We start from the raw sequence: 21,635 nt of genomic DNA on the forward strand, positions 1-21,635 counted from the left end.
GCCCCGCCCCGTTTCCGCCGGTTGAAGCTCAATCGAAGTGGTGCTGCTCGCACTCCCCCTTCGGACGGAATGGCAGCGCCCACAGCTCGCGTCCCGTCTTGCCGTCATCGGCGGAGAAGAACACGTCCCAGCCCGAGCGCACGAAGTCGCGCGGGTACGAAGAAGCGCTCCCATGCGCCAGCCCGTGCAGCTGTTTCGTGCCCGACCGGGTGCCATCACTCACCCAGGGCTCGAAGCCATGCACGCCATCATTCGCGGAGAAGAACAAGGTGCCTTCGATGGAGGCCAGCGCGTTGGGGTCCGATGACCCACCGCCGGATGCCAGGTCCTTGAAGAGCCGGGTCCCCGCTCCGGTGCCATTGCTCACCCAGAGCTCGCGCCCATCACCCGAACCATCATTCGCGGCGAAGAAGACGCGCGAGCCCAGCACCGCCAGCGAGCTCGGCGAGGAGCTCATGGGCCCTGGCCAGATGTCCTTCACCAGCTTGGTGCCTGGCGGCGGCGAGCCGTTGCTGATCCAGAGTTCCTCGCCCTCGAGCTCCCCGCTCCCGGCGCTGAAGACGAGACGATTCCCCAGCGCGACCAGGTCGTGCGGATACTCGCCGAAGAAGTACCGCAACGACTCCGTGTTCGAGGCGGCCCCATCCGTCTTCCACAAGCTGGCCTCGCCATCGTCGTTATCCACGAGGAAGTAGAGGCGCGATTTCACGGCCATGAGATTGAAGATGATGTTGTCGCCCTCCCGGCTGAGAACGGGAGTTGCGCCTGGCACTCCGGTGCTACGCCAGAGGTGAATCTCGTCGCTAGAGGGCCCCTCCTTGGCCGCCACGAAGTAGAAGGCCTCGTTGCCCACGCGAACCAGGTCTCGCGGGAAGGAGCCATCAGGGCCGGGCTCGATGTCCTCGACGAGGTACGTCCCTGCGGCGGTCCCATCACTGAGCCACAGCTCGAAGCCGTGGACGCCGTCATTCGCGCCGAAGTACAGGACTCCGCCGAACTCGACCAACTGGGGCTCGTTCCTTCCGAAGAGCGGGTCCTGCCGGAAGATGCCGTTCTCCGGCCCCGGGTAGATGTCCTTCACCAGGTACGTACCGGCCGAGGTCCCATCGGTCACCCACAACTCGTAGCCGTGAACACCGTCATCAGCGGCAAAGAACAGCCGGTTCCCCACGCGTGTGAAGTTCGAGATCCCCGACCCTTCCGGCCCCGGGTAGATGTCCTTCACGAGGGCCGTACCGCTCCCGCCCGTTCCGCTGCTGCGCCACAACTCTCGTCCGTGGGTCCCATCATCTGCGGTGAAGAAGAGCACACGGTCGCCATGCACCAGGTCGGCGGGATCGGACCCCGCCGAGCCGGGGCGGATGTCCGCCAATCGGACGGCCTTCTTCCCGCACAACTCCCACTTCTGACTCAGGTCGGACGCCTGACTCTGGACAGCGACGTCTTCGCCTTCGGTGACGTCTTCGCCTTCGGTGCCACAACCCGCGGCGCCCAGAAGGATGAGGAGGGGAAGGTGGGGCTTCATGACGGCTTCCTTGTGATGGCGCGGCCCATCCGCGCCGAGGCCGGAGGGTGAGGGTCACGCGCACCCGCATCCACTGCGCACAGGTGGCATGCGGCTGGCGGAATACGACAGTCACGCGCTGCGGGCCTTCCTCCAGTCGGTTCCGCGCCGGTGCATCACCAGGTCTGCACAGCGGCTGCACTGACCTCCGCTCGAGCTCGGCGCCGAAGGTCGTCGCTGGTGCTGGGCCTGCCCACGGCAGGTGCGAGGCTGACCTTCCTCCGCCCCAGGATTTCTTGAGACACCTCTCGGGGGGATGACCTCCCCCTCGTGAGGTGGATGTGAAGAAGCAGCAGAAGCAGGACAGGACGGCGGAGCGCGGTCGGTTCTGAAGCGAAGAGGAAGAAGGAGGCCGTGCTCCGGTTGCTCAAGGGCGAGGAACTGGACGCGCTGTCTCGGGAACTGGGCGTCACCGCGGCGGTGCTGAGTGAGTGGCGGGAGAAGTTCCTGGCGGGTGCTGAGCCAGCCTCTCGCCTTCCAGCGTCAATCGGTACGGACTGGCGCTCGTGACGGCCACCTGGGGTATTCCTCGCGCCACGGTGTACCGACACCGCGCCCGCCGCCAGGCCGAGGTCCAGCCGCCAGCCCGGCGCGGCCCCAAGACGGCGCTGACGGAGGAGGCCGTGCTGGAGGCCATCCGCGGCGTGCTGGCGGCTTCGCCCTTCCTGGGCGAGGGGTACCGCAGGGTATGGGCCCGGCTGCGGGCCCATGGCGTGCGCACCTCGAAGGCCCGCTGCCTGCGGCTGGTGCGCGAGGCGGGACTGCTGGCCCCGGGCCGTGCCCGCCGGGTGCTGGGCCCTCGCCACCACGACGGCACCATCATCACCGACATGCCCGACGTCATGTGGGGCACCGACGCTACCTGCACCGTGACGACGCTGGAGGGCCAGGCCACCGTCTTCGTCGCCGTCGACCATGGCACCGCCGAGTGCGTCGGCATCCACGCGGCCAAGGTGGGCACCCGTTTCGAGGCCCTCGAGCCCATTTGTCAGGGCGTCAAGGCGCGCTTCGGTGCCTACAGCCGGGGCGTGGCAACGGGGCTGTCCATTCGCCACGACAACGGCAGCCAGTACACCTCCGGCGCTTTCCAGAGCGAGTTGCGCTTCCTGGGCGCCCAGTCCAGTCCGTCCTTCGTCCGCAAGTCCCGAGGGCAATGGCTGTGCAGAGCGCTTCATCCGCACCCTCAAGGAGCAACTGCTCTGGGTGCGCACCTTCGCCACCGTGGAAGAACTCCGGCTGACCCTGCTGCAGCGGGCTCACCGGTACAACGAGCACTGGCTGCTGGAGCGCCACAACTTCCTTTCGCCCAGTCAGGCCCGGCGAGAGCTGATGCAATCGAAGCACGCGGCCTGATGACGACCAGCCTGATGCCTCGACAATCCGGTGCGGTACATCGCCGAGTTCCGCGCGTTCACAGGCGTGACGCCGCAGAGGTTTCTCGGCGAACGCCGCGCGGCTCCGTTGCTCGGCTAACGCCGGGCTCGCCCAACAGATTGCTGCGGGTCGGGTCTTCCGCCAGGCAACTCGCGTCCTGCACGGGCGGCCGGATCAACGTTTTGAGAAAGCTACACCCGCACCATAAGCAGTCCCTCGTTCGTTTCCGTGATTATCAAGATCAGGTGGGTTTTCGCGGTAGGCTGGACGGCGCCACAAGCGTTCACGCAGCCCACGGGCCACGTGAGCCTGTCCGCCCGGGAGCCATAGTGATGCAATCACAGCTGAGAACGAGTGAACGAGCGGGGTCTCCCATCCTGCTATTCGTCGTGTGCGCGGTCATCTCGCTCGTCGTGGGCTGCTCGACGGAGTCAGACCCGGCGCTCGCGGTCTCCCGCGCAGCTGCGGTCGTTCAAGATCCCAACTTCGCTGACTCCGTCTTCGTCAGCGGCCTCCAGGGACCGACGACCATGACCTTCGCGCCCGACGGGCGCCTGTTCATCTCGGAGAAGAACGGCTCGCTCCGCATCGTCCAGAACGGCCAGCTTCTGGCGACCCCGTTCATGACGCTCGCCGTGGACACCGACAACGAGCGCGGGTTGATGGGCGTCGCGTTCGACCCCAACTTCGAACACAACCATTACCTGTATGTCTATTACACGTCGATCGACGGCAGCATCCACAATCGACTCAGCCGCTTCACCGCCAACGGCAATGTGGTGGTTCCCGGAAGCGAGCTGGTGCTCGCGGACTTCCCGACGCTCGACGCCGCCAACCACAACGGTGGGGCGGTTCGCTTCGGGCCCGACGGCAAGCTCTACGTTTCGGTCGGTGAGAACGCAGTCTCCTCCAACTCTCAGAGCCTGGACACCCCGCTCGGGAAGCTGCTGCGCTTCAACCCGGACGGCAGTATTCCGACGGACAACCCGTTCTACGCGACCGCCACCGGGCTCGCCAAGGCGACGTGGGCGATGGGGCTGCGCAACCCCTTCACCTTCGACATCCAGCCCGGCACCGGGGTCATGTTCATCAACGACGTGGGGGAGGGCGGCTGGGAGGAGATCAACCGTGGTCAGGCCGGTGCCAACTACGGCTGGCCGATGACGGAGGGCTACTTCACGAACCGTCCGGAGCTCACGCAGCCGTTCTACGCGTACCCGCACGGCTCCGGCACCGCCGCAGGCAACTGCATCGCTGGCGGTGCCTTCTACAATCCACCGGCCCCCGCGTTTCCCGACGCGTACGTCGGCCAGTACTTCTTCGCGGACTACACCAACGATTGGATCTCGCGCATCGACCCGGACACTGGTGCGCATGCGCTGTTCGCGACGGCCGCCGCGGGGCCCGTGGACCTCGATGTGGGACCCGACGGCGCGCTCTACTACCTGGCGCGTGGCGCGGGCCAGGTGGGGCGCATCGCCTACACCGCTTCGCTGCCGCCGAGCATCGCGCAGCAACCAACGAGCACATTGGTATCTGTCGGCCACCCAGCGACCTTCGCGGTGTCGGCGAGCGGCGAGCCGCCTCTCACCTATCAGTGGCAGCGGGACGGCGTGGACATCGCCGGCGCGACCTCGCCCGGCTACGTGCTGAGCGCCGCGCAGCTGACCGACAGCGGCGCCCGCTTCCGCGTGGTCGTGACCAACGGGATTGGCTCGACCACCAGTGCCGAGGCGGTGCTGACGGTGACGTCCAACAAGCCGCCGGTGGCCACCATCGTGACGCCGGCCGCAGGCGCGACCTACACCGCGGGCACCCACCTGCTGTTCTCCGGCACGGCCAACGACGAGGAGGATGGCACGCTGCCTCCGAGCGCGATGACCTGGAACATCATCTTCCATCACGATACCCACACGCATCCGGCCATGGCCGATACCACTGGCATCGCGAGCGGCGGTTGGCCCATCCCCAACGTCGGCGAGAGCTCGGGCAACGTCTGGTATCGCGTACGACTCACGGTGCGCGACTCGATTGGCCTCACGCACACGACGTATCGCGACGTACACCCCGTCACGGTCCCGCTCACGGTGACCAGTGTGCCGAGCGGGCTGCAGGTGCTGATGGACGGGCAGCCGTTCACCGCGCCACACGCCACGACCGGCGTGGTCGGGGTCATCCGCTCGATAGGGGTCGACTCGCCACAGTACGCGAACGGGAAATTCTGGTCATTCGTTTCGTGGTCGGATGGCGGCGCGCAATCGCATACCTTCACCACGCCAGGCAGCCCGGCCACCTACACAGCCACGTTCGTCGAGACTTCGGGCGGGAGCTGCTACCAGATTCAGAGCGAGCGCACCGACAGGTGGCTCATCGTCAACGCCGCGGGCAAGGTCGTCGCCGGCAGCGCGACACAATCAGGCGCGCAGATCTTCCAGCTCGTTCCGAATGGTGCGCAATACAAGATCAAGGGCTCGGGTGACGCATTCCTGACGGTGGATTCGAATCAGCTCACGATGAGCGCCAACTTCACCAGCGCGGAGTCGTTCACGCGGCTCGCCTGCGGCTATGGCGGGCGCACGCGTGTCGGCTTCCAGGCTTCTGCGGGGAGTGCGCCCCACTGGAAGGAAGTCACGCCGGACGAGCCGATCCAGAGCGGTGACGGGGGTAATGGCGGCGCCTGCAATCCGGCCGATGGCGGCGCCTGGGAAGCCTTCTACCTCGAACCGGTGACCTGCCCGGATGGCAACACCGCCCCTGCGTGTGGCAATGGCATGCTCGAGAGCGGCGAGCAATGCGACGACGGCAACACCCAACCGGGCGATGGCTGCGATGCGACGTGCCATATCGAGACTGGCAGCGCCGGCTGCTTCCGTATCCAAAGCGAGCGCTCCGACAATTGGCTCACCGTCGACGGCGCGGGCACGGTGGCTGCCCTCAGCCCGACGCAGAGCGGCGGCGAAGTCTTCGAGCTCGTCACGAGCGGCACGAAGTACAAGTTCAAGGGCGCGAGCGGCGCGTACCTGGCCGTGGTCGCGGACCAGCTCACCATGAACGCTTCGCTCACCACGGCGGAGTCATTCACCCGACACGACTGCGGCGTCCACGGTGGCCGCAATCGCTATGGCTTCGAATCGTCGACGGGCACCGCGCGTCACTGGAAGGAAGTCACCACCGGCGCCCCCATCCAGAGCGGTAATGGCGGCAACGGCGGCGTTTGCAATCCCGTCGACGCTGGCGCGTGGGAAGGCTTCTACCTCGAGCCGGCGACTTGCCCGGCGGCGGGATGATGAGGCCCTGTGCGCTTCCCCGAAGCCCAGGGAACTGAACGAGAGGTCCCGCCACCCGACAGGACCTTTCTGTCTGAATGACACGGGCCTCGCGATGAATGTCGCGGGGCCCTCGTGCTCAAGCCCCTCAGCCGAGGCGACAACTTCCCTGATACAGGGGGCTATCCGCTTCCAGAGAGCATCAGGCACCAGTCCACGCCTCATGCCCTGAAGGTGCGCATGCCAGGGAACGGACGCGTTCTGGCGTGCCTGCGGAACTGTGTTTGAAAGGAACGCTAAAGCCATTCAAACACAGGGCCCAGGATGGGGTCCGTGGTGAGAATGAACGTGCCCTGGAGCATTTCAAGCAACTCCAGTGGACTTGCCACGGGCTGCTTCGGTGACGAGGGGGGACCTCGCTGCCCGGTATGCACCAGCCTTCCGTCCTCCAGGAGAATGGCCCAGCGCACTTCGCCCGCTCTGTCGGAATGCGGGTGATGGCAGTGTCGCGCCACCGCGGCGCGGGCATTCGTGGGGAGCTGGGGCAAGGGCGACATGCGCGGGGGCGCAGCGAGCCTCCCATCGGACCGGAAGCGGACCTCCGCCAGCATGGGCTGGCGTGGGTTCTTCAGTGACGCCGCCACCAGCGCCGTGTGGACGGAGCCCGCGTCATCAATCCAGACACCCGGTTCGGAATTTGGAAGCGCGCTCAGCCCACGGAGGAGCGTGCTCGCCGCGCGGCTGAGACGACCGGCGCCCGTGGCTCGCACGTGCTGGATATCCAGCCCTCCCGCCGCCGCGCTCACGAGCACGATGCTGATGCCATTGCCCACGGACCCGGGTTGCAGCGTGGCGCGTGCAGCCAGGGGAACGGACGGAAGCCGCACGCGTCCCACTTCCTTGCCGGGAGTGACCTCGGTGGCGTCCATGGTCGACTGGAAGCGCAGGAGCCGCAGTTCCTTGCCCCCAGCGTCCACGATGGGGACGAAGAGCTCTCCCGCATGTGTCTCCAGCGGCGGACGCACGAGCCTCTCGGGCGGCGCGCCCAGGTCGAAGCGGAAGGGCGCCGTGGTCGTCGCGGGCGGAGCCAGGGCGAGAATCGACGCGCCTTGCCTCCACACGACCCAGCTCACGGCCTCACCGCCCGGGGCGTCGTTGGTCCACGGCGCCAGCGCGTCGGAAGCACCCGGCGCCACCGCCCCCAGTACCTTCGAGGTCCTCCGGGAGACGCCGCGCCCGTCCTCGTCCGTCTCGTCCACGAAGACAGCCTGCATCAGCAGTGTCTGCCCCTCCAGGTGCTGCAGCCACACGGTGCCAACCCCGGAGTACGGCTCGCCACCAATCATCATCCCCGCCGACGCGGAGCCTGGCCGCCCGGTCACGACGTCGAACTCGACCGGCTCGGATACCGCGTCGATGCCCGCGGCCTGGAGCCTCGCGGTCAGCCGGTAGCGGCCGGGCTGGCGAATGGGCACCCATTCCTGAAGCGGCATGACGGACTCGAGCATGCGCCCCGCGCCCAACCGGACCTGGGGCGGGACGACGCCACCCAGTGGCTGCGTACCCTCCCGCTCGATGACGGCGTAATGATTGACGGCATGTCCCTTCGGGTATTCGGGGCCCGTGACGGTGTACGTCAGGGATTGGTCCGAGTGCCGGAAGGGGTCGGGGAACTCCAGGGGCGTGGCGCTCTCGTTCGAGAGGGCGATGCGCACGTCCAGGTCTTCCGAGGTGACGAGCTGCGCCTTGGACAGTCGGAGTTGGATGCGCATGGGCGCACCTCCAGGCGGTGGGGTGGGTGGCGCCTTGATTTGGGACGGCGCCGGAGTGGGGCTCGCCGCAGACAGGGTCAGCACGAGCAGCCAGGGCCCGGGGAGGAAGGGGACGCTCATGGGCGCGCGTTCCGGGCTCCGTCACAGTCCAGGACGCGGGTGTTCCATCCGCGCAGGCGCAGCAGGCAGAGCCCACAGAAGCGCCGCTCCTTCGTGAAGTCGTAGCCCATCAGGCAGTCCTTCCCGTCGAGGTCGTGGCGCTTCGCCTGGGCCCCACCAATCCTTCGGTCCGAGGGGAAGGGCGCATGCGGCAGGAAGAGCTGGTGCCCGATTTCATGCGCCAGCGTCTGTTCCAGCGTGTTGAAGGTGTTGCGGTAGTTGCCCGGCGCCGCGCATTGGATGACGGCGCAGCGGTCCCGCTTGCGCGAGGGGAACTCGGACGCGAAGCCGTTCACGCGAATGCCGTCAACCGTCGTCTCCAGGTTGTAGAGCCCGGAGAAATGGAAGAGCGCGATGCCCGGTGCCGTTCCCAGCTCCGAGTCCAACGCCCGGGTGAGCAGCTCCTTCGCCCAGTCCTTGCACTGCCGGTGGTACTCACGCGCCTCCAGCAGCGGCAGCCGGCGCTCACGCGTGGGCGCCAGCCACCGGGGAAGGTCCGCGTCACCGCAGTGCTTCACGCGCTTCACCTCGGCCAGGAACTCGGCGTGGGAGCGGAAGGTGATGGCGTGGCCTCCCGCGGCGAACTGGTCCACCGAGGGGTCGATTGCCGCGCGGAGCTCCCAGTGCCGGGACGTCGCCACCGCCGTGGCGATGCGTGTGTTGTAGTCCTCGGCGCGCCACTCCGAGATGCCGCCCGTGCGGTCCTCCAGGCGGAGGAAGGCGCGCTTGAAGTGCTCCTGCACGATGGGCAACGAGAAGCCGGTGGCGCCCGTGCCCTTGCGCAGGAGGCGGGAGAGGTGGACCTCTCGCCAGGACTCGAAGATGCCCGTGGAGGCGCGCACGGCCGCGGGGAGCGGCGCGTCGTCGTCCACGTCCAGCACCACGCCGCCGTCCTTGCGCCGGTCATAGGCGAGCTGCACGGTGACGCGCCACGCATCGCCCGCGATGCTGGACGGTTGGAACAGCACGCCCGTTCTTCCCGCGAAGGCGCCCTGCGTCCACGCCTGGCTGTACGCGGCCCACCCACGCGTGTGGCAGGGCATGACGCGGAACGGGAAGGCCCCGTCTCGAGGACTGGCCTGAGGGGCGTAGCCCGCCTGCCGGGGGAACACCGTCGCCGACGGCGCGCCGCGCTTCCCGCCCACGTCCCGGTGCGCGTTGTCTCCCTTGGGTTGCGACGTCGAGCGATTCCGGTCCAGCGCATGGCCGAGGAAGGCGCGGACGTTGGGCGCATGGTGCTCGAGGGCTTCGGTCTCGTCCTCCCAGTCCCAGAGGAAGCGCACGCGCCCCAGGGCCTTGGGCGCATCCACCCGGTTGCCGCGCGAGTCCTTCAGCCAGGCCCGCGCGAAGAGCGGAATCTCCGGGCCACACCCCCAGTGCCTCCGATGCAACCGGAAGTCGGTGTCGTCGGCCATCTCCGACGGTTTCGTCTTGAAGAGGTTTCCCACCAGCCGGAGCTCGACCTTTTCACCAGGCGAGGGGAGGCGCTTCAGCGCCTGGGTGAGCTCACGGTCCCGCTGCCGGGCAAGCACCCGGGGCTCACCCAGCTCCAGCTCCAGGCCCGCCACCAGGACGTGGAAGTACGTCCAGGCGACGGGCGCCTGTGGCAGGCCCTCACCCTGGAGCGTCAGCTTCAGCTTGTAAGGCGAGTGCTCCACCGTGACGACGCCGTCCGGAAATGTCTCCGACGCCGGGACGCGTCCGTCCCATTCCATGCGGTGCTCGCCCGGGAGCAGCTCCTCGGCGCTCAGCGCGCGCGACCACAGCGGCGCCTTGCGATAGCGCGTGAAGAGCTCCAGCTTGCCGGAACGCACGAGTCCGGCGGTGTCCAGCACACGCCAGGTCAGCTCCACCGGCTCGACCTCCGGTGCGAAGTGGAAGCCGTCATCGCCTCCCGCGAGCGCGGGGACGTGGGCCGGGCGATGACAGCGGGACTCAGGGCCTCCAGGACTGCGGAGTCGGAAGTCCGCGATGCCGTGGCTGGCGGGACGAAGGCGGTTGCGGTGGCGGCCCCCGGGCGCAGCGAGGGCGACACTGGCGGTCAGTGAGATGCGTGGCATGGGAGCGGGCCTCAGGCGTCGTGCTGGCGGATGAGCTCGCGGGTGATGTCCGTGAGCTGTCCCGTTTCCGGCAACCCATGGCGTCGCTGGAAGGCGCGCACGGCCGCCTTCGTCGAGGCGCCGGGCGTCCCTCGCTCGCCCTTGATGGAGAAGCCCAGATTGTGCAGCCGCTCCTGCGCGGCCCGGAGGGCATCGGACTCGAAGCCCGCCAGGGACTGGAGCTGCAGCGCCCAGCGGAGCGTCACCGGCTCGGACGGGGTGGCGGGCGCCGCTTCCGGGAAGTCCTCTTGCGTGATGACGGGCGGGTAGGGCGGCGGCACGCCCCGGGGAGGGACGGGAGGCACGCGCTGGCGCGGCGGCGCTGCTGGGGGCCTGGCCAGCTTCAGCAGCAACTCGCCCTCGGTGAGACCTGGTACGTCGTGGCTCAGCGAGCCATCCGCCGCTGTCCTTCCGACGTGCTCGGTACGGCCCACCGTGAGGACGTACTCGGTATCCGCGTAGGGCACCTCGTGGGGGTCCACCAGCACCAGATGCAGCCGTCGCTGCTTCAGGATGAAGGTGCTCGTGTTCCCTGTCCGGATCGGTGCCGTCCTCGGACTGACCATGCCGCGCTCCCCCCGTGCCTGGATTCGCGATGTTGTCGTCACGTCGTTGAAGGCCTGGTCAAAGTACGTGAACCCGGAGTGACCTCCATCACCAGAAGTTCTGGGATAACCCTGTTCTGTGCGTCCTGTTAACGGACCTCAACCTGGTGGGTCGCTCAGCCGACGCAAGGCATGGCCAGCCGGGCAGGCGGGTGTGCTCGCCGTGTGACTCATGAGGTTCCGTCCCGCGGAGACATGCCCGCTTCGCTCGGCGTGTCTACTTTGCGCGGAAGGCCATCTCTCACTTTCTTGGAGGCACCACGCATGGGCACCCTGAAGGTCTTCTCGCAAGACGCAGCACAGTGCGTGTGGCCCGCACGGGCCGAGCTCGGTGAGGGGGCGCTCTGGGTGCCTTCCCAGGGCGCGCTCTACTGGCTCGACATCAAGGGGCGGAAGGTTCACCGGCTGGCGCTGGAAGGGGGGGCCCGGGAGAGCTGGGAGACGCCGCTGCGGATGACCGCGCTGGCGCCTCGGAGACAGGGAGGCTTCATCGCGGGGACGGAGCGGGGGTTGGCCTTCTATGAGCCCCGGAGCGGCCGTCTGGAGCGGCTGTTGAACCCCGAGCCCGAACGGCCCCACAACCGCTGCAACGACGGCAAGGTCGACCTGGCGGGCCGCTTCTGGGTGGGCACCATGGATGACCACGAGGAGGCGCCAACGGGCGCGCTCTACCGGTTCGACGCGCAGGGGCACCTCGCGCGCTTCGATGATGGCTACACGGTGACGAACGGCCCCGCCTTCAGCCCCGACGGGCGGACGCTGTATGTGAATGACTCGCCCCAGCGCGTCACCTACGCCTTCGACATGAGCGCCGACGGCGTGCCGGGCGGCCGGCGGGTGCTCCTCCGCTTCGAGGAGCCCCATGGCTTTCCGGACGGCATCACCGTCGATGCGGAGGGCGGACTGTGGATTGCCTTCTACGCCGGCGGCTGTGTGCGCCACTTCTCGCCGGAAGGCGAGTGGCTGGCCGAGTACCGGCTCCCCGCCGCGAAGACGACCAGCGTCGCCTTCGGCGGGAAAGGGTTGGACCGGCTGTTCGTCACCACCGCGCGAGACGGCCTCGACGCGGAGGCGCTCGCCGCCCAGCCGCTGGCCGGTGGGCTCTTCGAGCTGTCACCCGGGGTCCGGGGCGTCGAGCCGGTGCCCTACGCGGGCTGAGCCGGTTCAGCCCCGCTCTTCCTCTTCGTACAGCTCATCCTGCTCGTACTGCTCGGGCGGCGCTTCGTCGCGAGGCGCGCGAAGCCGCTGCACGGCGAGGAAGCCCACGGCCCCCAGGCCGACGACGAAGGCGAAGGGCCCGGGCAGCAGGCGCATGTTCAACGCCGCGAACGCCAGGGCCACGACCACCGCCCCCGCGGGCAGGTAGCGGGTCCATGACGGACGCTCCACTTCCGGGCGCAGCGCCAGCAGGGCGAGCACGGCCAGCAGCGCCAGCTCCACCACCACGGACGCTGGCAGGTCCCAGCCGCGCACGGTGGTGACGCCGCCGCCGTAGCTGTAGAGCATGTCGTCGGTGGGCCGGTGAGACGGGATGACGCGCAGCTCGGGTGGCCCCTGCGGCACCGGCGCGTTGTCCGGCACGGCGTCCAGGCCCAGCTTCACCGTCCCCCACGGCACGAACAGCGCCAGCAGGCACACCACGACGCCGCCCAGGCCCACCATCTCCGGCATCATGAGGAGCTGGCGCGGCTCGAAGTAACGGCCCACGCCGTCCGGCCCGGCGATGACCTTGCGGTACTGGTCATGGGCCATCAGCCCGGCGCCCGCCAACCACAGCAGCGGCGTGACGCCCAGGCTCAACGAGCGGAAGGCGAGCGCCACGAACAGCGCGGTGGCCGCGGCGGCAGCCTCGGGCGTCATCAGCACCGCGGGCATCCGCTCGGTGAAGCCGGGGGCCTCCCCCGCGTCGCGCAGCTCACGGGCGACCAGCACCGCGCCAGCCACCAGCGCCAGCAACAGGCCGGGGATGCCCACGAACGAGCCGATGTTCAGGAGGGACAGGAGGAGCACGCCAGCCACCACCATGACGCCCAGCACGGTGGGGGAGTGCCCGGGGACGTGGGCCAGCCAGCGGGGCCCGTCATAGGCGGGCTCGGACTGGCCAGGGTCCGTCTTGTCCTCGGGCGGGAGCTCGGGGACGTCGCTCACGGCATAGGGGCGGCGCTGCTCGTGCTCCTCGGCCTCCTCGAGAATCTCCGCCGCGTAGGAAGGCTCCGCCGCGTCGCGACGGGGGCGCGAGGGGCGCGGCGCGGGCCGGCCGAGCGTGGCCCTGGGCTGCTCGGGCATGGTCGCGCCGCAGTTCTCGCAGTACCGCAACCGGGCATTGGAGTCTTCACCACACTCCGGGCACCGCATACCGCCACCTCGTTGTGACTGGCTGGGAGCTACTGGCGCGCGGCCTCGGCGGGGGCAGGGGCCGTGGACAGCTCCTGGATCCGCAGGGCCAGCGTCTGCGGATCGATGGGCCCCACGTGCTTGCCCCGGATGATGCCGTTGGGGTCGATGAAGTACGTCTCCGGCACGCCGGCCACGCCGTAGTCCAGCGCCATGCGCGAGCGGGGGTCCACGAGCTGCGGGAAGCTGGCGCCATACTGCTGGAGGAACCCGCGCGCGTTGTCGTCGGTGTCCTGGAACACCACGCCCAGGAACACCGCCTGCGAGCCGTACTGCCGCGCGCCCCATTCCAGCACCGGGTGCTCGACGCGGCACGGACCGCACCAGGACGCCCAGAAGTTGATGACCACTGGCCGGCCCTTGAGGTCGGCCAGGCTCACCATCTCACCGCTGTCCAGCGCGCGCAGCCCGAAGTCGGGCGCGGGCTTGCCCTTCATCATGAAGGGCACCTCGTGCGGGTTGCGCCCGAAGCCCTTGAAGAGCACGAAGAGCAGCCCCGCGCAGAGGACCACGAAGCCCAGCGTGTAGCGCCAGCCCTTCATCACGCCGCACCCCGTTCGGCGTCACCACCGGTCAGCGGTGACGTCCCCAGGGCCGGCGCGCCCGCCATGGCCACGGCCGCCTTGCGGCGCGGCCAGAGCGCGATGAGCGTGCCCAGCACCAGCAGGGGAATGCTCCACCAGATCCACCCGACGAGCGGGAAGACCCAGACGTTGAAGCTGGCCGTCCCCGCCTGCTCGGAGAAGGCCATCAGCGACATGTAGAGGTCCTCGGCGGGCGTCTCGCGCACGCCGGGCGTGCCGATGGGGTCCGTGCTGCGCTCGTAGTAGTTGAGGCGCGGCTTCAGCTCGGACACCTTGCCGTTCGGCGCCGTCACCTCCACGCGCGCGGCCACGTAGGTGCGGTGGGGCTCCTCGCCGCTGACCAGCCCCAGGTACTTCATCTGGTAGCCGCCCAGCTCGATGCTCTGTCCCTTCTTCAGCGTTCCCGACGTGTGCTCCACGTACGCGGACGAGGCCGCCACGGCGACGATGATGAGCACGATGCCCAGGTGCACCACGTAGCCGCCGAAGCGGCGCTGGGCCTTGAGGGCGCTGGTGGTGAGCGCGGTGACGAAGCCCTCCTTGCGCTCGGACATGCGCACCCGCACCGGCGCCACCAGCTCCCGCAGGGTGATGACGGTGACGAAGCCCGCCAGGCCGAAGGTCAGCAGCGGGTACACGCCGCGCAGCCCCACCGCGAAGCACACCGCCGTCACCACCAGCCCCACGACCGTGGGGATGATGAACTGCCGGCGCAGCGTGGCCGGATCCGGCTTGCCCCAGGGGAGCACCGGGCCCACGCCCATCAGGAAGAGCACCGCGATGCCGCCCGGCACCGCCATCTTGTTGAAGTACGGCTCGCCCACGCTCACCCGCACGCCGCGCACCGACTCGGAGATGAGCGGATACAGCGTGCCCAGCAGCACCGTGAAGGTGATGGCCACGAACACCAGGTTGTTCACCAGGATGCTCGCCTCGCGCGACAGGGGCGAGGCCAGCTGGCCTTCCGGCACCAGCAGGTGCCCGCGCACCGCCAGCAGGCCCACGCACAGCACCAGCAGGACGCCGAGGAACACCAGGAAGGTGGGGCCGATGTCCGACTGGGTGAACGAGTGCACCGAGTTGAAGATGCCCGAGCGCGTCATGAACGTGCCCAGGATGGTGAGCACGAAGGAGGCGAGCGCGAGGCTGATCGTCCACAGCTTCAGCATCCGCTTGCGCTCCTGCACCATGGTGGAGTGCATGAACGCCGTCGCCGTCAGCCAGGGCAGGAAGGACGCGTTCTCCACCGGGTCCCACGCCCAGTAGCCGCCCCAGCCCAGCACGGCATAGGCCCACCAGGCGCCCAGGATGATGCCGATGGACAGGAAGAGCCACGCCGCCAGCGTCCAGCGCCGCAGGGGCGCCATCCACGCCTCGCCAATCTCGCCGCGCAGCAGGCCCGCCACCGCGACGCCGAAGGGCACCGTCATCCCCACGTAGCCCAGGTACAGCATGGGCGGGTGGATGATCATCAGGACGTGGTTCTGGAGCAGCGGGTTGGGGCCGGGGCCGTCCGCGGGCACCGGGGACACGGTGCCCCAGGGGTTGGCCGGGCCGGCGATGAGGAAGGCGAAGAAGACGCCCACCGCCAGCATGGTGCCCAGCGCCAGCTGCATGTAGCGCGCGTGCTCCTTGCGGTGGATGTACGCGAAGGCGGCGATGTAGCCGCCCATGATGAGGCCCCAGAAGAGGATGGACCCCTCCAGGGCGCTCCACAGCGAGACGATGGTGTAGACCAGCGGGGTGGCCCGGCTGCCCACCTGCGCCACGTAGCGCACGCTGAAGTCGTGCGTGACGAGCGCGTGCACCATCACCAGGTTGGAGCCAATCATGCACGCGGCGAAGCCCCACACCGCGCGCATCACCCAGGGCAGGCCCGCGTCACTGCGGCGCAGGCCACTCACCAGGCCCACGAGCGCGCCGAAGGCCGCGAACGCGAGCCCTCCGAGCACCAGGCCGTATCCGACGGTTCCGTTCACTTCGCACCCACGGCGGTCGTGGCGTCGGAGAGCGTCTCCTGCCACTTGCGAGGATCCTCGCCCTCCTTCGGGGCGCGGTACTCGTTGGAGTGGTTCACCATCAGCCGGTTGGAGCTGAAGACGCCGGACTTGTCGTAGGTGCCCTCCACCACGACGCCAATCTTGTCGCGGAACATCTGCGGCGGCGTCTCCGTGGAGCGCACCAGCACGCTGGGCGAGCCTTCCTTGACGTCATCCGCCACGCGGAAGTGCAGGGTGGTGTGCTCGGCGTTCCACTGGATGCTGCCCGGCTCCACCACGCCGCCCAGGCGGATGGTGGCCGAGTACGCCTTGTCACCCTGGCCCAGCATCTCCGACGGGCTCCAGTAGTAGACGAGGTTCTCACCGATGTTGCCGAAGGCCACGAACCCCAGGCCGGCCCCCGCGACGAGCAGGGCCCCCAGGGCAATCAGACGGTTGCGAGCGACAGGAGACATGGCGAATCACTCCTTGGCGTCGGTGGGGGCCTTGGGCCGACGAACCCAGAGAGACACGGCGTAGAGAACCAGCATGGCGACTGTAATGGCGTAGCAGGCCCAGACATAGCCCCAGCCGCCGACGATGCGGCCGCTGCCCACCTGGCCGGGCGCCGCCGCGAGGACCCACAACATCTGCGTCGAAAGCGTCATCATGTTCAGGCCACCCTCGTGGAGCTGGCGCCGCTGGCGGCGGAGAGGTCCTGTGGCAGCGCGTCCGGGAGGGCCACCTCGGCGTGGCGCTCGGCCAGGGCCTGGCGGTAGCGCAGCACCAGGAACCAGATGGTGAGGAACAGCATGCCGAAGGCCGACACGCGCAGGGCCAGCGTCATCTCCGGGTCCACCGTCTTCGGCGTCGACTGCACCTGGTGGAGGCTGCGCCACCAGCGCACGGAGAACCAGACGATGGGCAGGTTGATGGCGCCGATGATGGCCACCACCGAGCTCCACGTGGCGCGCTTCTCCGGGTCCTCCACGAAGCGCCGCAGCACCAGGTAGCCGGTGTAGGTCACCAGCATGATGGCCTGCGAGGTGAGGCGTGGATCCCACGACCAGTAGACGCCCCAGGTCGGACGGCCCCAGATGGCGCCGGTGATCATGCCCGCGGTGCCCAGCACCAGGCCGACCTCCGCGGCCGCCTCGGCGGTGGCATCCAGCTTCCAGCCCGCCTTCATGAGGTAGGTGACGGCCGCCACGAAGTTGACGGCCATGGCCACCATGGCCACCCACTGGAGCGGCACGTGCACGTACATGATGCGCTGCACGTCGCCCATCTCACGGTCCGGCGGCGCCCAGACCAGGCCGAGCCACCACCCCGCGGCGAGAACGACCAGCGCCAGCGCCGGCAGACCCCACTTGATGAACTTTCCCATCCGTCAGTCCTCGATGATCCGCGGGAACAGCAAGAAGCCTACGCCCCAATAAATCAGATTGAATCCGCCCAAAAGCCCCATCCATGAGCCAAACTGATTCATGGGGTCTCCTTGAAGTACGAGCGTGGTCGCCTTGGCCGCGGAGAGCAGGGCGGGGATGACGAGCGGGAACAATAGCAAAGGCAGGAGCACGTCCCGTGCCCGGGCATTGCTCGAAATCGCAGCGTAGACAGTTCCGGGGGCGCTGAGGGCCAGGCTGCCGAGCAGGAGCACGAGCCCCAGGTCTGCGGCGCTGGTGACGATGCGGACCCCGTAGAGGGCCACCATGACCGGCACGAGCAGGGCGCCCAGGGCCGTCAGGAGCAGGGAGTTGCCCAGCGCCTTGGAGAGGAAGATGGCGCGGGCGTCCGCGGGGGCCAGGCGGATGCCGTCCATGCAGGCGTTCTCCGACTCGACGCGGAAGGACTCGCCCAGCGCGAGCACGCTGGCGAAGAGGATGGCGAGCCAGAAGTAGCCGCCGGCGTTCTTCTCCAGCAGCTTCGTGTCCGGGCCCAGCGCGAAGGAGAACATCAGCAGCGTGGCCAGCGCGAAGAAGATGATGGCGTTGAGGCGCGCCCGGGTGCGCCACTCGATGAGCAGGTCCTTGCGCAGCAGGGCCAGCGTCGCCGTCAGCAGGCCGATGGGGCGGGGCGTGCTCATGCGGCCACCGCCCGGCCTTCCTGGAGGTGAAGGCGCTCTTCACACAGCGTCAGGCCCTGCTCGATGAGGTGGGTGGCGAGGATGACGGTGACGCCGCTGGCCTTGAGCTCCGCGATGATGCCCTCCATGTCGTGGATTCCCGCGGGGTCCAGCTCGCCGAAGGGCTCGTCGAGCAGCGCGATGGAGGGCGCCTTGAGCAGCAGGCGGGCGATGGCCAGCCGCTTGCGCATGCCGGCGCTGAAGCTGCGGACCGGACTGTCCGAGCGGCGGCCGAGGCCCACCCGGGTGAGGCCCGCGTTGGCCGCGTCCTCGGGCGAGGGCAGGCCCAGGAGCCGGGCCAGCACGGTGAGGTTCTGGTGCGCTGTGAGGTCCTCGTAGAGGAAGCTGGCGTGGGACAGCAGCGCCACGTTCCGGCGCACCGCGTCGCGCTCCGCCACGGCGTCCCGGCCGAGCACCTCCACCCGGCCCGCCGTGGGGCTGAGGGCGGTGGCCAGCAGGCGCAGCAGGGTCGTCTTCCCCGAGCCATTGTGGCCCGTGAGCAGCAGGGAGCGTCCGGCGGGGAGCGCGTACGTCAGGCGCGCGAGGGCCCACCGGCGGCCATATCGCTTGCTGACGTCGTGCAGGGCGAGCGCGGGGGCGTCGGAGAGGGGAGGCATCGGCGGTGCCGTACGTATCCGGAAACCCGGGTGTCCACCAGTGAAACCCGGGGCGGTGGGCCGGACGGAGAAGGAGCGGGCCTGTCAGCGGGAAAGGTTTTCCACCCCATGTGGTCGCAGGTGCCCGCCGGGGGCCAATCCGGTTCCACGAAGAGGAACGTCCACTGCTCGCCATGCGACCCGTGCGGATGGACGGCCCTCTCGACTGCCCGGCCCAGGGGACCCCGCTTCATGGCACCCCCCCTGCATGGTGCGCGGGCATGCGAAGCGGATCCGCTGATCCGCGCGGAGGGCGTGAATGGCGACGGGAAAAGTACTGCGAAGGGCGGTCAAGGCGGCGGCGGCGGGGATGCTCCATTACAGCGGGATGCGGCGGGCCATGGCGGCCTACCGTCGCTCGCAATCGGGTGGCCGGCGCATCCTCATCGTGAGCTACCACCGCGTGGTGAGCGACTTCACCGGGGAACTGCAGCGCTCGATTCCCGGCCTGCTCATCTCCCAGGAGACATTCCGGCGTCACCTGGAGGAGGCGCACGCGGCGGGCTTCGAGCTGGCCTCCATCGGGGACGCGGTGGACGTCATGAGCGGCCGCCGGGTGGCGAAGAAGGACCTGTGCGTCGTCACGTTCGATGACGGCTACCGGGACGTCTACCGATACGCCTATCCGATCCTCAAGCAGATGGGCGTGCCGGCCATCACCTACCTGCCCACGGCATTCATCAACACCGACAGGCGCTTCAACCACGACCGGCTCTTCCACCTGCTGCGCCGCGTCCAGGAGCGCCGCTTCCGGCCGCTCTATGACACGCTGCCGGCGCCGGCGCTCCAACTGCTGGGCCCCATCCTCTCCGGGCAGAAGACGGTGTCGGCCTCGCTGGACGACTTCATCGGCGAGCACCCCGCGCGGGTGCTGACGGAAATCATCGACGCGCTGGAGCAGCAGCTCGGCGGCGGCACGGACCTGATTCCGGAGCAGGGCGACGTCATGAGCTGGGACGAGGTGCGCCGCATGGCGCGCGACGGCTTCGAGTTCGGCGCGCACACGCTGGGGCACACGGTGCTGACGCTCGAGCCGCAGGAGGTGGTGGAGCGCGAGATTCTCGAGTCCAAGCGCGCCATCGAGCGCGAGGTGGGCATCACCGTGCGGGACTTCGCCTACTGCAACGGCTGGTACTCGGACGAGGTCATCCGCGTGCTGTCGGCCAACGGCTTCCGCTCGGGCGTCACCACGGAGGACCTGCCCAACCGCATTGGCGGCGACCCCTTCACGCTCAAGCGCAAGGTGCTGTGGGAGAACTTCAGCCTGGGCATGCTGGGCGACTACTCGTCGTCGCTCACCGCCTGCCAGCTGGATGACTGCTTCGGCGTGCTGGGCATGAGCAGCCCGGTGCCAGGCAAGCGCCCCCATTTCATCAGCGCCCCCACGGCGGGAAACCAGGTCAGCGGCTCGGGGCGGCTCTCCCCCAGGGCCGCGGGCGGCGGCAATGAGCTGGTGGTCGGCCCGGAGGCGACCCCGTCGGTCCAGGAGGCTCCGTGAGCGGAAGCTCCACGCCGGCCGCGTCCGGGGGCTCGTTCCTCGGGCGCGCCGGCCCCCTGGTGTTGGCCCGGCTGTTCACCGCCGGGCTGACGCTGTCCATTCCCCTCGTGCTCGCCCGGGTGCTGAACCTGGACGACTACGGCACGTACTACCAGCTCTTCCTCATCGCCACGACGCTCTACTACGTCCTGCCGTTCGGCGTGGTGCAGAGCCTCTACTACTTCCTGCCTCGCGCGGAGGCGAAGCGGCCCTTCCTGGGTCAGACGCTGCTGTTCATGTCCGCGGCGGGGCTGGTGGGCGCGGTCGCAGTGTGGGCACTGCTGGGCCACGTGGCGGGCTGGTTCTCCAATCCCGCGCTGGCCGAGTACCGCCTGCCGCTGGCCGCGTATACCGCCTTCCTGCTGGGCAGCTTCCCGCTGGAGGTGTCCCTGACGTCGCAGGGGCGCACGCGCGCGTCCGCGGCCGTCTACTTGGTGTCGGACGCGGTGCGCGCCTCGGTGATGGTGGTGCCGCCGCTGCTGGGCGCCTCGCTCTACGGGATGATGATGGCGGTGGCCGGCTTCGCGGGGCTGCGCTACCTGGCGACGTGGCTGGTCTCGCTGCGCGGCGCCACCGGGCCCCTGGTGGACGGCCCTCGCTTCCGTGAGCAGCTCGCCTACGCGGCGCCCTTCGGCGCGGCCATGCTGCTGGCCATCCCCCAGCAGAACGCGCACCTGTACGCGGTGGCGGGCGCGGTGGCGCCGGCGCTGTACGCGCTCTACCGCGTGGGCTGCTTCCAGCTCCCCGTCGTGGACCTGCTCTACACGCCCACCAGCGAGGTACTGATGGTGCGCCTGGGCGAGCTGGAGCGCGAGGGCCGCCTGGAGGAGGGCGTGGAGGCCTTCCGTGAGGCGGCGGGGAAGCTGGCCTACTTCTTCCTGCCCTTCGCCGCGTTCCTCTTCTCGGCGGCGCCGGAGTTCATCGGGGCGATGTTCGGCGAGAAGTTCCTGCCCGCGGTGCCCGTCTTCCGCGTCAGCGTGCTGGGCGTGGTGCTCTCCATCCTGCCCATGGACGGGACGCTGCGCGCCCGGGGGCAGACGCGCGCGATCTTCGCGTCCTACGCGGTGAAGGCGGCGGTGACGGTGCCGCTCGTGTGGCTGGGCGTGAAGCACTTCGGGCTGATGGGCGGCATCGGCTCGTGGGCGGTGGCGGAGGTGGTGGGCAAGGCCATGCTGCTGGCCCGGGTGCCGGCGGCGCTGTCCACCCCGAACCGGAAGCTGGGCGTGGCGGACGTGATTCCCTGGCCGTCGCTGGGCAAGGCCACGCTGGCGGCGTGCGCGGCGTCGGCGGCGGTGTTCCTCCTGCGGGCGGGGGCGCACGGGGCCTGGGCGCATCTGCCCACCGGCTTCCTCTGGCGCGTCCTGCCGCTGGCGGTGGCGGGGGCGCTGTTCTTCATCGGGTACCTGGTGGTGCTGCACTTCGCGGGCGTGCGGCCGCTCAGCTTGATCGCTGGGCTGCGAGCGCGGAGGGCGGGGTAGGGCACTTCCCACCCTGCGGGGTGGTACCTAGTTTGGTGCGGGT

General features: G+C 69.1%; 16 protein-coding genes and 1 pseudogene. 5 read left to right on the forward strand and 12 right to left on the reverse strand.

Features of this window, described 5'->3' with window-relative positions:
• Positions 1-28: 28 nt before the first annotated feature.
• On the reverse strand, positions 29-1,525 hold the full coding sequence (locus VZL07_RS31470) for an ELWxxDGT repeat protein (RefSeq protein WP_426751641.1): 1,497 nt from the start codon (positions 1,523-1,525) through the stop codon (positions 29-31).
• A gap of 375 nt (positions 1,526-1,900) precedes the next feature.
• Between VZL07_RS31470 and VZL07_RS31475 the strand changes: the two are divergent.
• Positions 1,901-2,917 (forward strand): annotated as a pseudogene (locus VZL07_RS31475) (transposase); the annotation flags it as partial.
• A 353-nt stretch (positions 2,918-3,270) separates the two neighbouring features.
• Positions 3,271-6,225, forward strand: coding sequence for a PQQ-dependent sugar dehydrogenase (locus tag VZL07_RS31480; protein WP_426751642.1), 2,955 nt, complete (start codon positions 3,271-3,273; stop codon positions 6,223-6,225).
• Positions 6,226-6,500: 275 nt separating this feature from the next.
• Here VZL07_RS31480 and VZL07_RS31485 read toward each other — a convergent pair whose 3' ends face one another.
• The 3 genes from VZL07_RS31485 to VZL07_RS31495 form a co-directional block, all read right to left on the reverse strand.
• Positions 6,501-7,976 (reverse strand): hypothetical protein, encoded by a 1,476-nt coding sequence (locus tag VZL07_RS31485; protein WP_426751643.1) that lies wholly within the window; start codon positions 7,974-7,976, stop codon positions 6,501-6,503.
• A gap of 116 nt (positions 7,977-8,092) precedes the next feature.
• Positions 8,093-10,195 (reverse strand): hypothetical protein, encoded by a 2,103-nt coding sequence (locus tag VZL07_RS31490; RefSeq protein WP_426751644.1) that lies wholly within the window; start codon positions 10,193-10,195, stop codon positions 8,093-8,095.
• 11 nt (positions 10,196-10,206) lie between these two features.
• Positions 10,207-10,800 (reverse strand): peptidoglycan-binding domain-containing protein, encoded by a 594-nt coding sequence (locus VZL07_RS31495; protein ID WP_426751645.1) that lies wholly within the window; start codon positions 10,798-10,800, stop codon positions 10,207-10,209.
• A gap of 303 nt (positions 10,801-11,103) precedes the next feature.
• Between VZL07_RS31495 and VZL07_RS31500 the strand changes: the two genes are divergently transcribed.
• A complete protein-coding gene (locus VZL07_RS31500) occupies positions 11,104-11,997 on the forward strand; it encodes an SMP-30/gluconolactonase/LRE family protein (protein WP_426751646.1) in 894 nt (297 codons plus the stop codon).
• 6 nt (positions 11,998-12,003) lie between these two features.
• On the opposite strand, the gene VZL07_RS31505 is transcribed toward VZL07_RS31500, so the two are convergent.
• Genes VZL07_RS31505 through ccmA form a run of 8 tightly spaced genes read right to left on the reverse strand, consistent with a single transcriptional unit; the run spans position 12,004 to position 18,538 of the window.
• Positions 12,004-13,194, reverse strand: coding sequence for a zinc ribbon domain-containing protein (locus tag VZL07_RS31505; RefSeq protein WP_426751647.1), 1,191 nt, complete (start codon positions 13,192-13,194; stop codon positions 12,004-12,006).
• A gap of 29 nt (positions 13,195-13,223) precedes the next feature.
• Positions 13,224-13,775, reverse strand: coding sequence for a TlpA family protein disulfide reductase (locus VZL07_RS31510; RefSeq protein WP_426757415.1), 552 nt, complete (start codon positions 13,773-13,775; stop codon positions 13,224-13,226).
• Positions 13,775-15,796 (reverse strand): heme lyase CcmF/NrfE family subunit, encoded by a 2,022-nt coding sequence (locus tag VZL07_RS31515; protein ID WP_426751648.1) that lies wholly within the window; start codon positions 15,794-15,796, stop codon positions 13,775-13,777. The genes VZL07_RS31510 and VZL07_RS31515 overlap by 1 nt, the downstream gene beginning before the upstream one ends.
• A complete protein-coding gene (locus tag VZL07_RS31520) occupies positions 15,793-16,272 on the reverse strand; it encodes a cytochrome c maturation protein CcmE (protein ID WP_426751649.1) in 480 nt (159 codons plus the stop codon). The genes VZL07_RS31515 and VZL07_RS31520 overlap by 4 nt, the downstream gene beginning before the upstream one ends.
• 6 nt (positions 16,273-16,278) lie before the next feature.
• Positions 16,279-16,467 carry a hypothetical protein gene (locus tag VZL07_RS31525; RefSeq protein ID WP_426751650.1) on the reverse strand — a complete coding sequence of 63 codons (189 nt, stop codon included), beginning with the start codon at positions 16,465-16,467 and terminating at the stop codon, positions 16,279-16,281.
• Positions 16,468-16,469: 2 nt separating this feature from the next.
• Complete coding sequence (gene ccsA, locus VZL07_RS31530) at positions 16,470-17,183, reverse strand: cytochrome c biogenesis protein CcsA (protein WP_426751651.1); 714 nt, start codon at positions 17,181-17,183, stop codon at positions 16,470-16,472.
• 3 nt (positions 17,184-17,186) lie between these two features.
• On the reverse strand, positions 17,187-17,882 hold the full coding sequence (locus VZL07_RS31535) for a heme exporter protein CcmB (RefSeq protein WP_426751652.1): 696 nt from the start codon (positions 17,880-17,882) through the stop codon (positions 17,187-17,189).
• Positions 17,879-18,538, reverse strand: a complete 660-nt coding sequence (gene ccmA, locus VZL07_RS31540) for a heme ABC exporter ATP-binding protein CcmA (protein ID WP_426751653.1) — start codon at positions 18,536-18,538, stop codon at positions 17,879-17,881. The genes VZL07_RS31535 and ccmA overlap by 4 nt, the downstream gene beginning before the upstream one ends.
• Positions 18,539-18,917: 379 nt before the next feature.
• On the opposite strand from ccmA, the gene exoL reads away from it, so the two are divergent.
• Positions 18,918-20,075, forward strand: coding sequence for a spore coat polysaccharide deacetylase ExoL (gene exoL / locus VZL07_RS31545; RefSeq protein ID WP_426751654.1), 1,158 nt, complete (start codon positions 18,918-18,920; stop codon positions 20,073-20,075).
• On the forward strand, positions 20,072-21,592 hold the full coding sequence (exoM, locus tag VZL07_RS31550; protein ID WP_426751655.1) for a spore coat polysaccharide flippase ExoM: 1,521 nt from the start codon (positions 20,072-20,074) through the stop codon (positions 21,590-21,592). Before exoL ends, exoM begins: the two co-directional genes overlap by 4 nt.
• Positions 21,593-21,635 lie beyond the last annotated feature (43 nt).

This window comes from Pseudomyxococcus flavus, assembly GCF_050038885.1.
Taxonomy (GTDB): domain Bacteria; phylum Myxococcota; class Myxococcia; order Myxococcales; family Myxococcaceae; genus Myxococcus; species Myxococcus flavus.

Coding starts and splice junctions, on each gene's coding strand:
- VZL07_RS31470 (WP_426751641.1), bottom strand. CDS start 1,525: ATGAAGCCCCACCTTCCCCTCCTCATCCTTCTGGGCGCCGCGGGTTGT.
- VZL07_RS31480 (WP_426751642.1), top strand. CDS start 3,271: ATGCAATCACAGCTGAGAACGAGTGAACGAGCGGGGTCTCCCATCCTG.
- VZL07_RS31485 (WP_426751643.1), bottom strand. CDS start 7,976: ATGCGCATCCAACTCCGACTGTCCAAGGCGCAGCTCGTCACCTCGGAA.
- VZL07_RS31490 (WP_426751644.1), bottom strand. CDS start 10,195: ATGCCACGCATCTCACTGACCGCCAGTGTCGCCCTCGCTGCGCCCGGG.
- VZL07_RS31495 (WP_426751645.1), bottom strand. CDS start 10,800: ATGGTCAGTCCGAGGACGGCACCGATCCGGACAGGGAACACGAGCACC.
- VZL07_RS31500 (WP_426751646.1), top strand. CDS start 11,104: ATGGGCACCCTGAAGGTCTTCTCGCAAGACGCAGCACAGTGCGTGTGG.
- VZL07_RS31505 (WP_426751647.1), bottom strand. CDS start 13,194: ATGCGGTGCCCGGAGTGTGGTGAAGACTCCAATGCCCGGTTGCGGTAC.
- VZL07_RS31510 (WP_426757415.1), bottom strand. CDS start 13,775: ATGAAGGGCTGGCGCTACACGCTGGGCTTCGTGGTCCTCTGCGCGGGG.
- VZL07_RS31520 (WP_426751649.1), bottom strand. CDS start 16,272: ATGTCTCCTGTCGCTCGCAACCGTCTGATTGCCCTGGGGGCCCTGCTC.
- VZL07_RS31525 (WP_426751650.1), bottom strand. CDS start 16,467: ATGATGACGCTTTCGACGCAGATGTTGTGGGTCCTCGCGGCGGCGCCC.
- ccsA (WP_426751651.1), bottom strand. CDS start 17,183: ATGGGAAAGTTCATCAAGTGGGGTCTGCCGGCGCTGGCGCTGGTCGTT.
- VZL07_RS31535 (WP_426751652.1), bottom strand. CDS start 17,882: ATGAGCACGCCCCGCCCCATCGGCCTGCTGACGGCGACGCTGGCCCTG.
- ccmA (WP_426751653.1), bottom strand. CDS start 18,538: ATGCCTCCCCTCTCCGACGCCCCCGCGCTCGCCCTGCACGACGTCAGC.
- exoL (WP_426751654.1), top strand. CDS start 18,918: ATGGCGGCCTACCGTCGCTCGCAATCGGGTGGCCGGCGCATCCTCATC.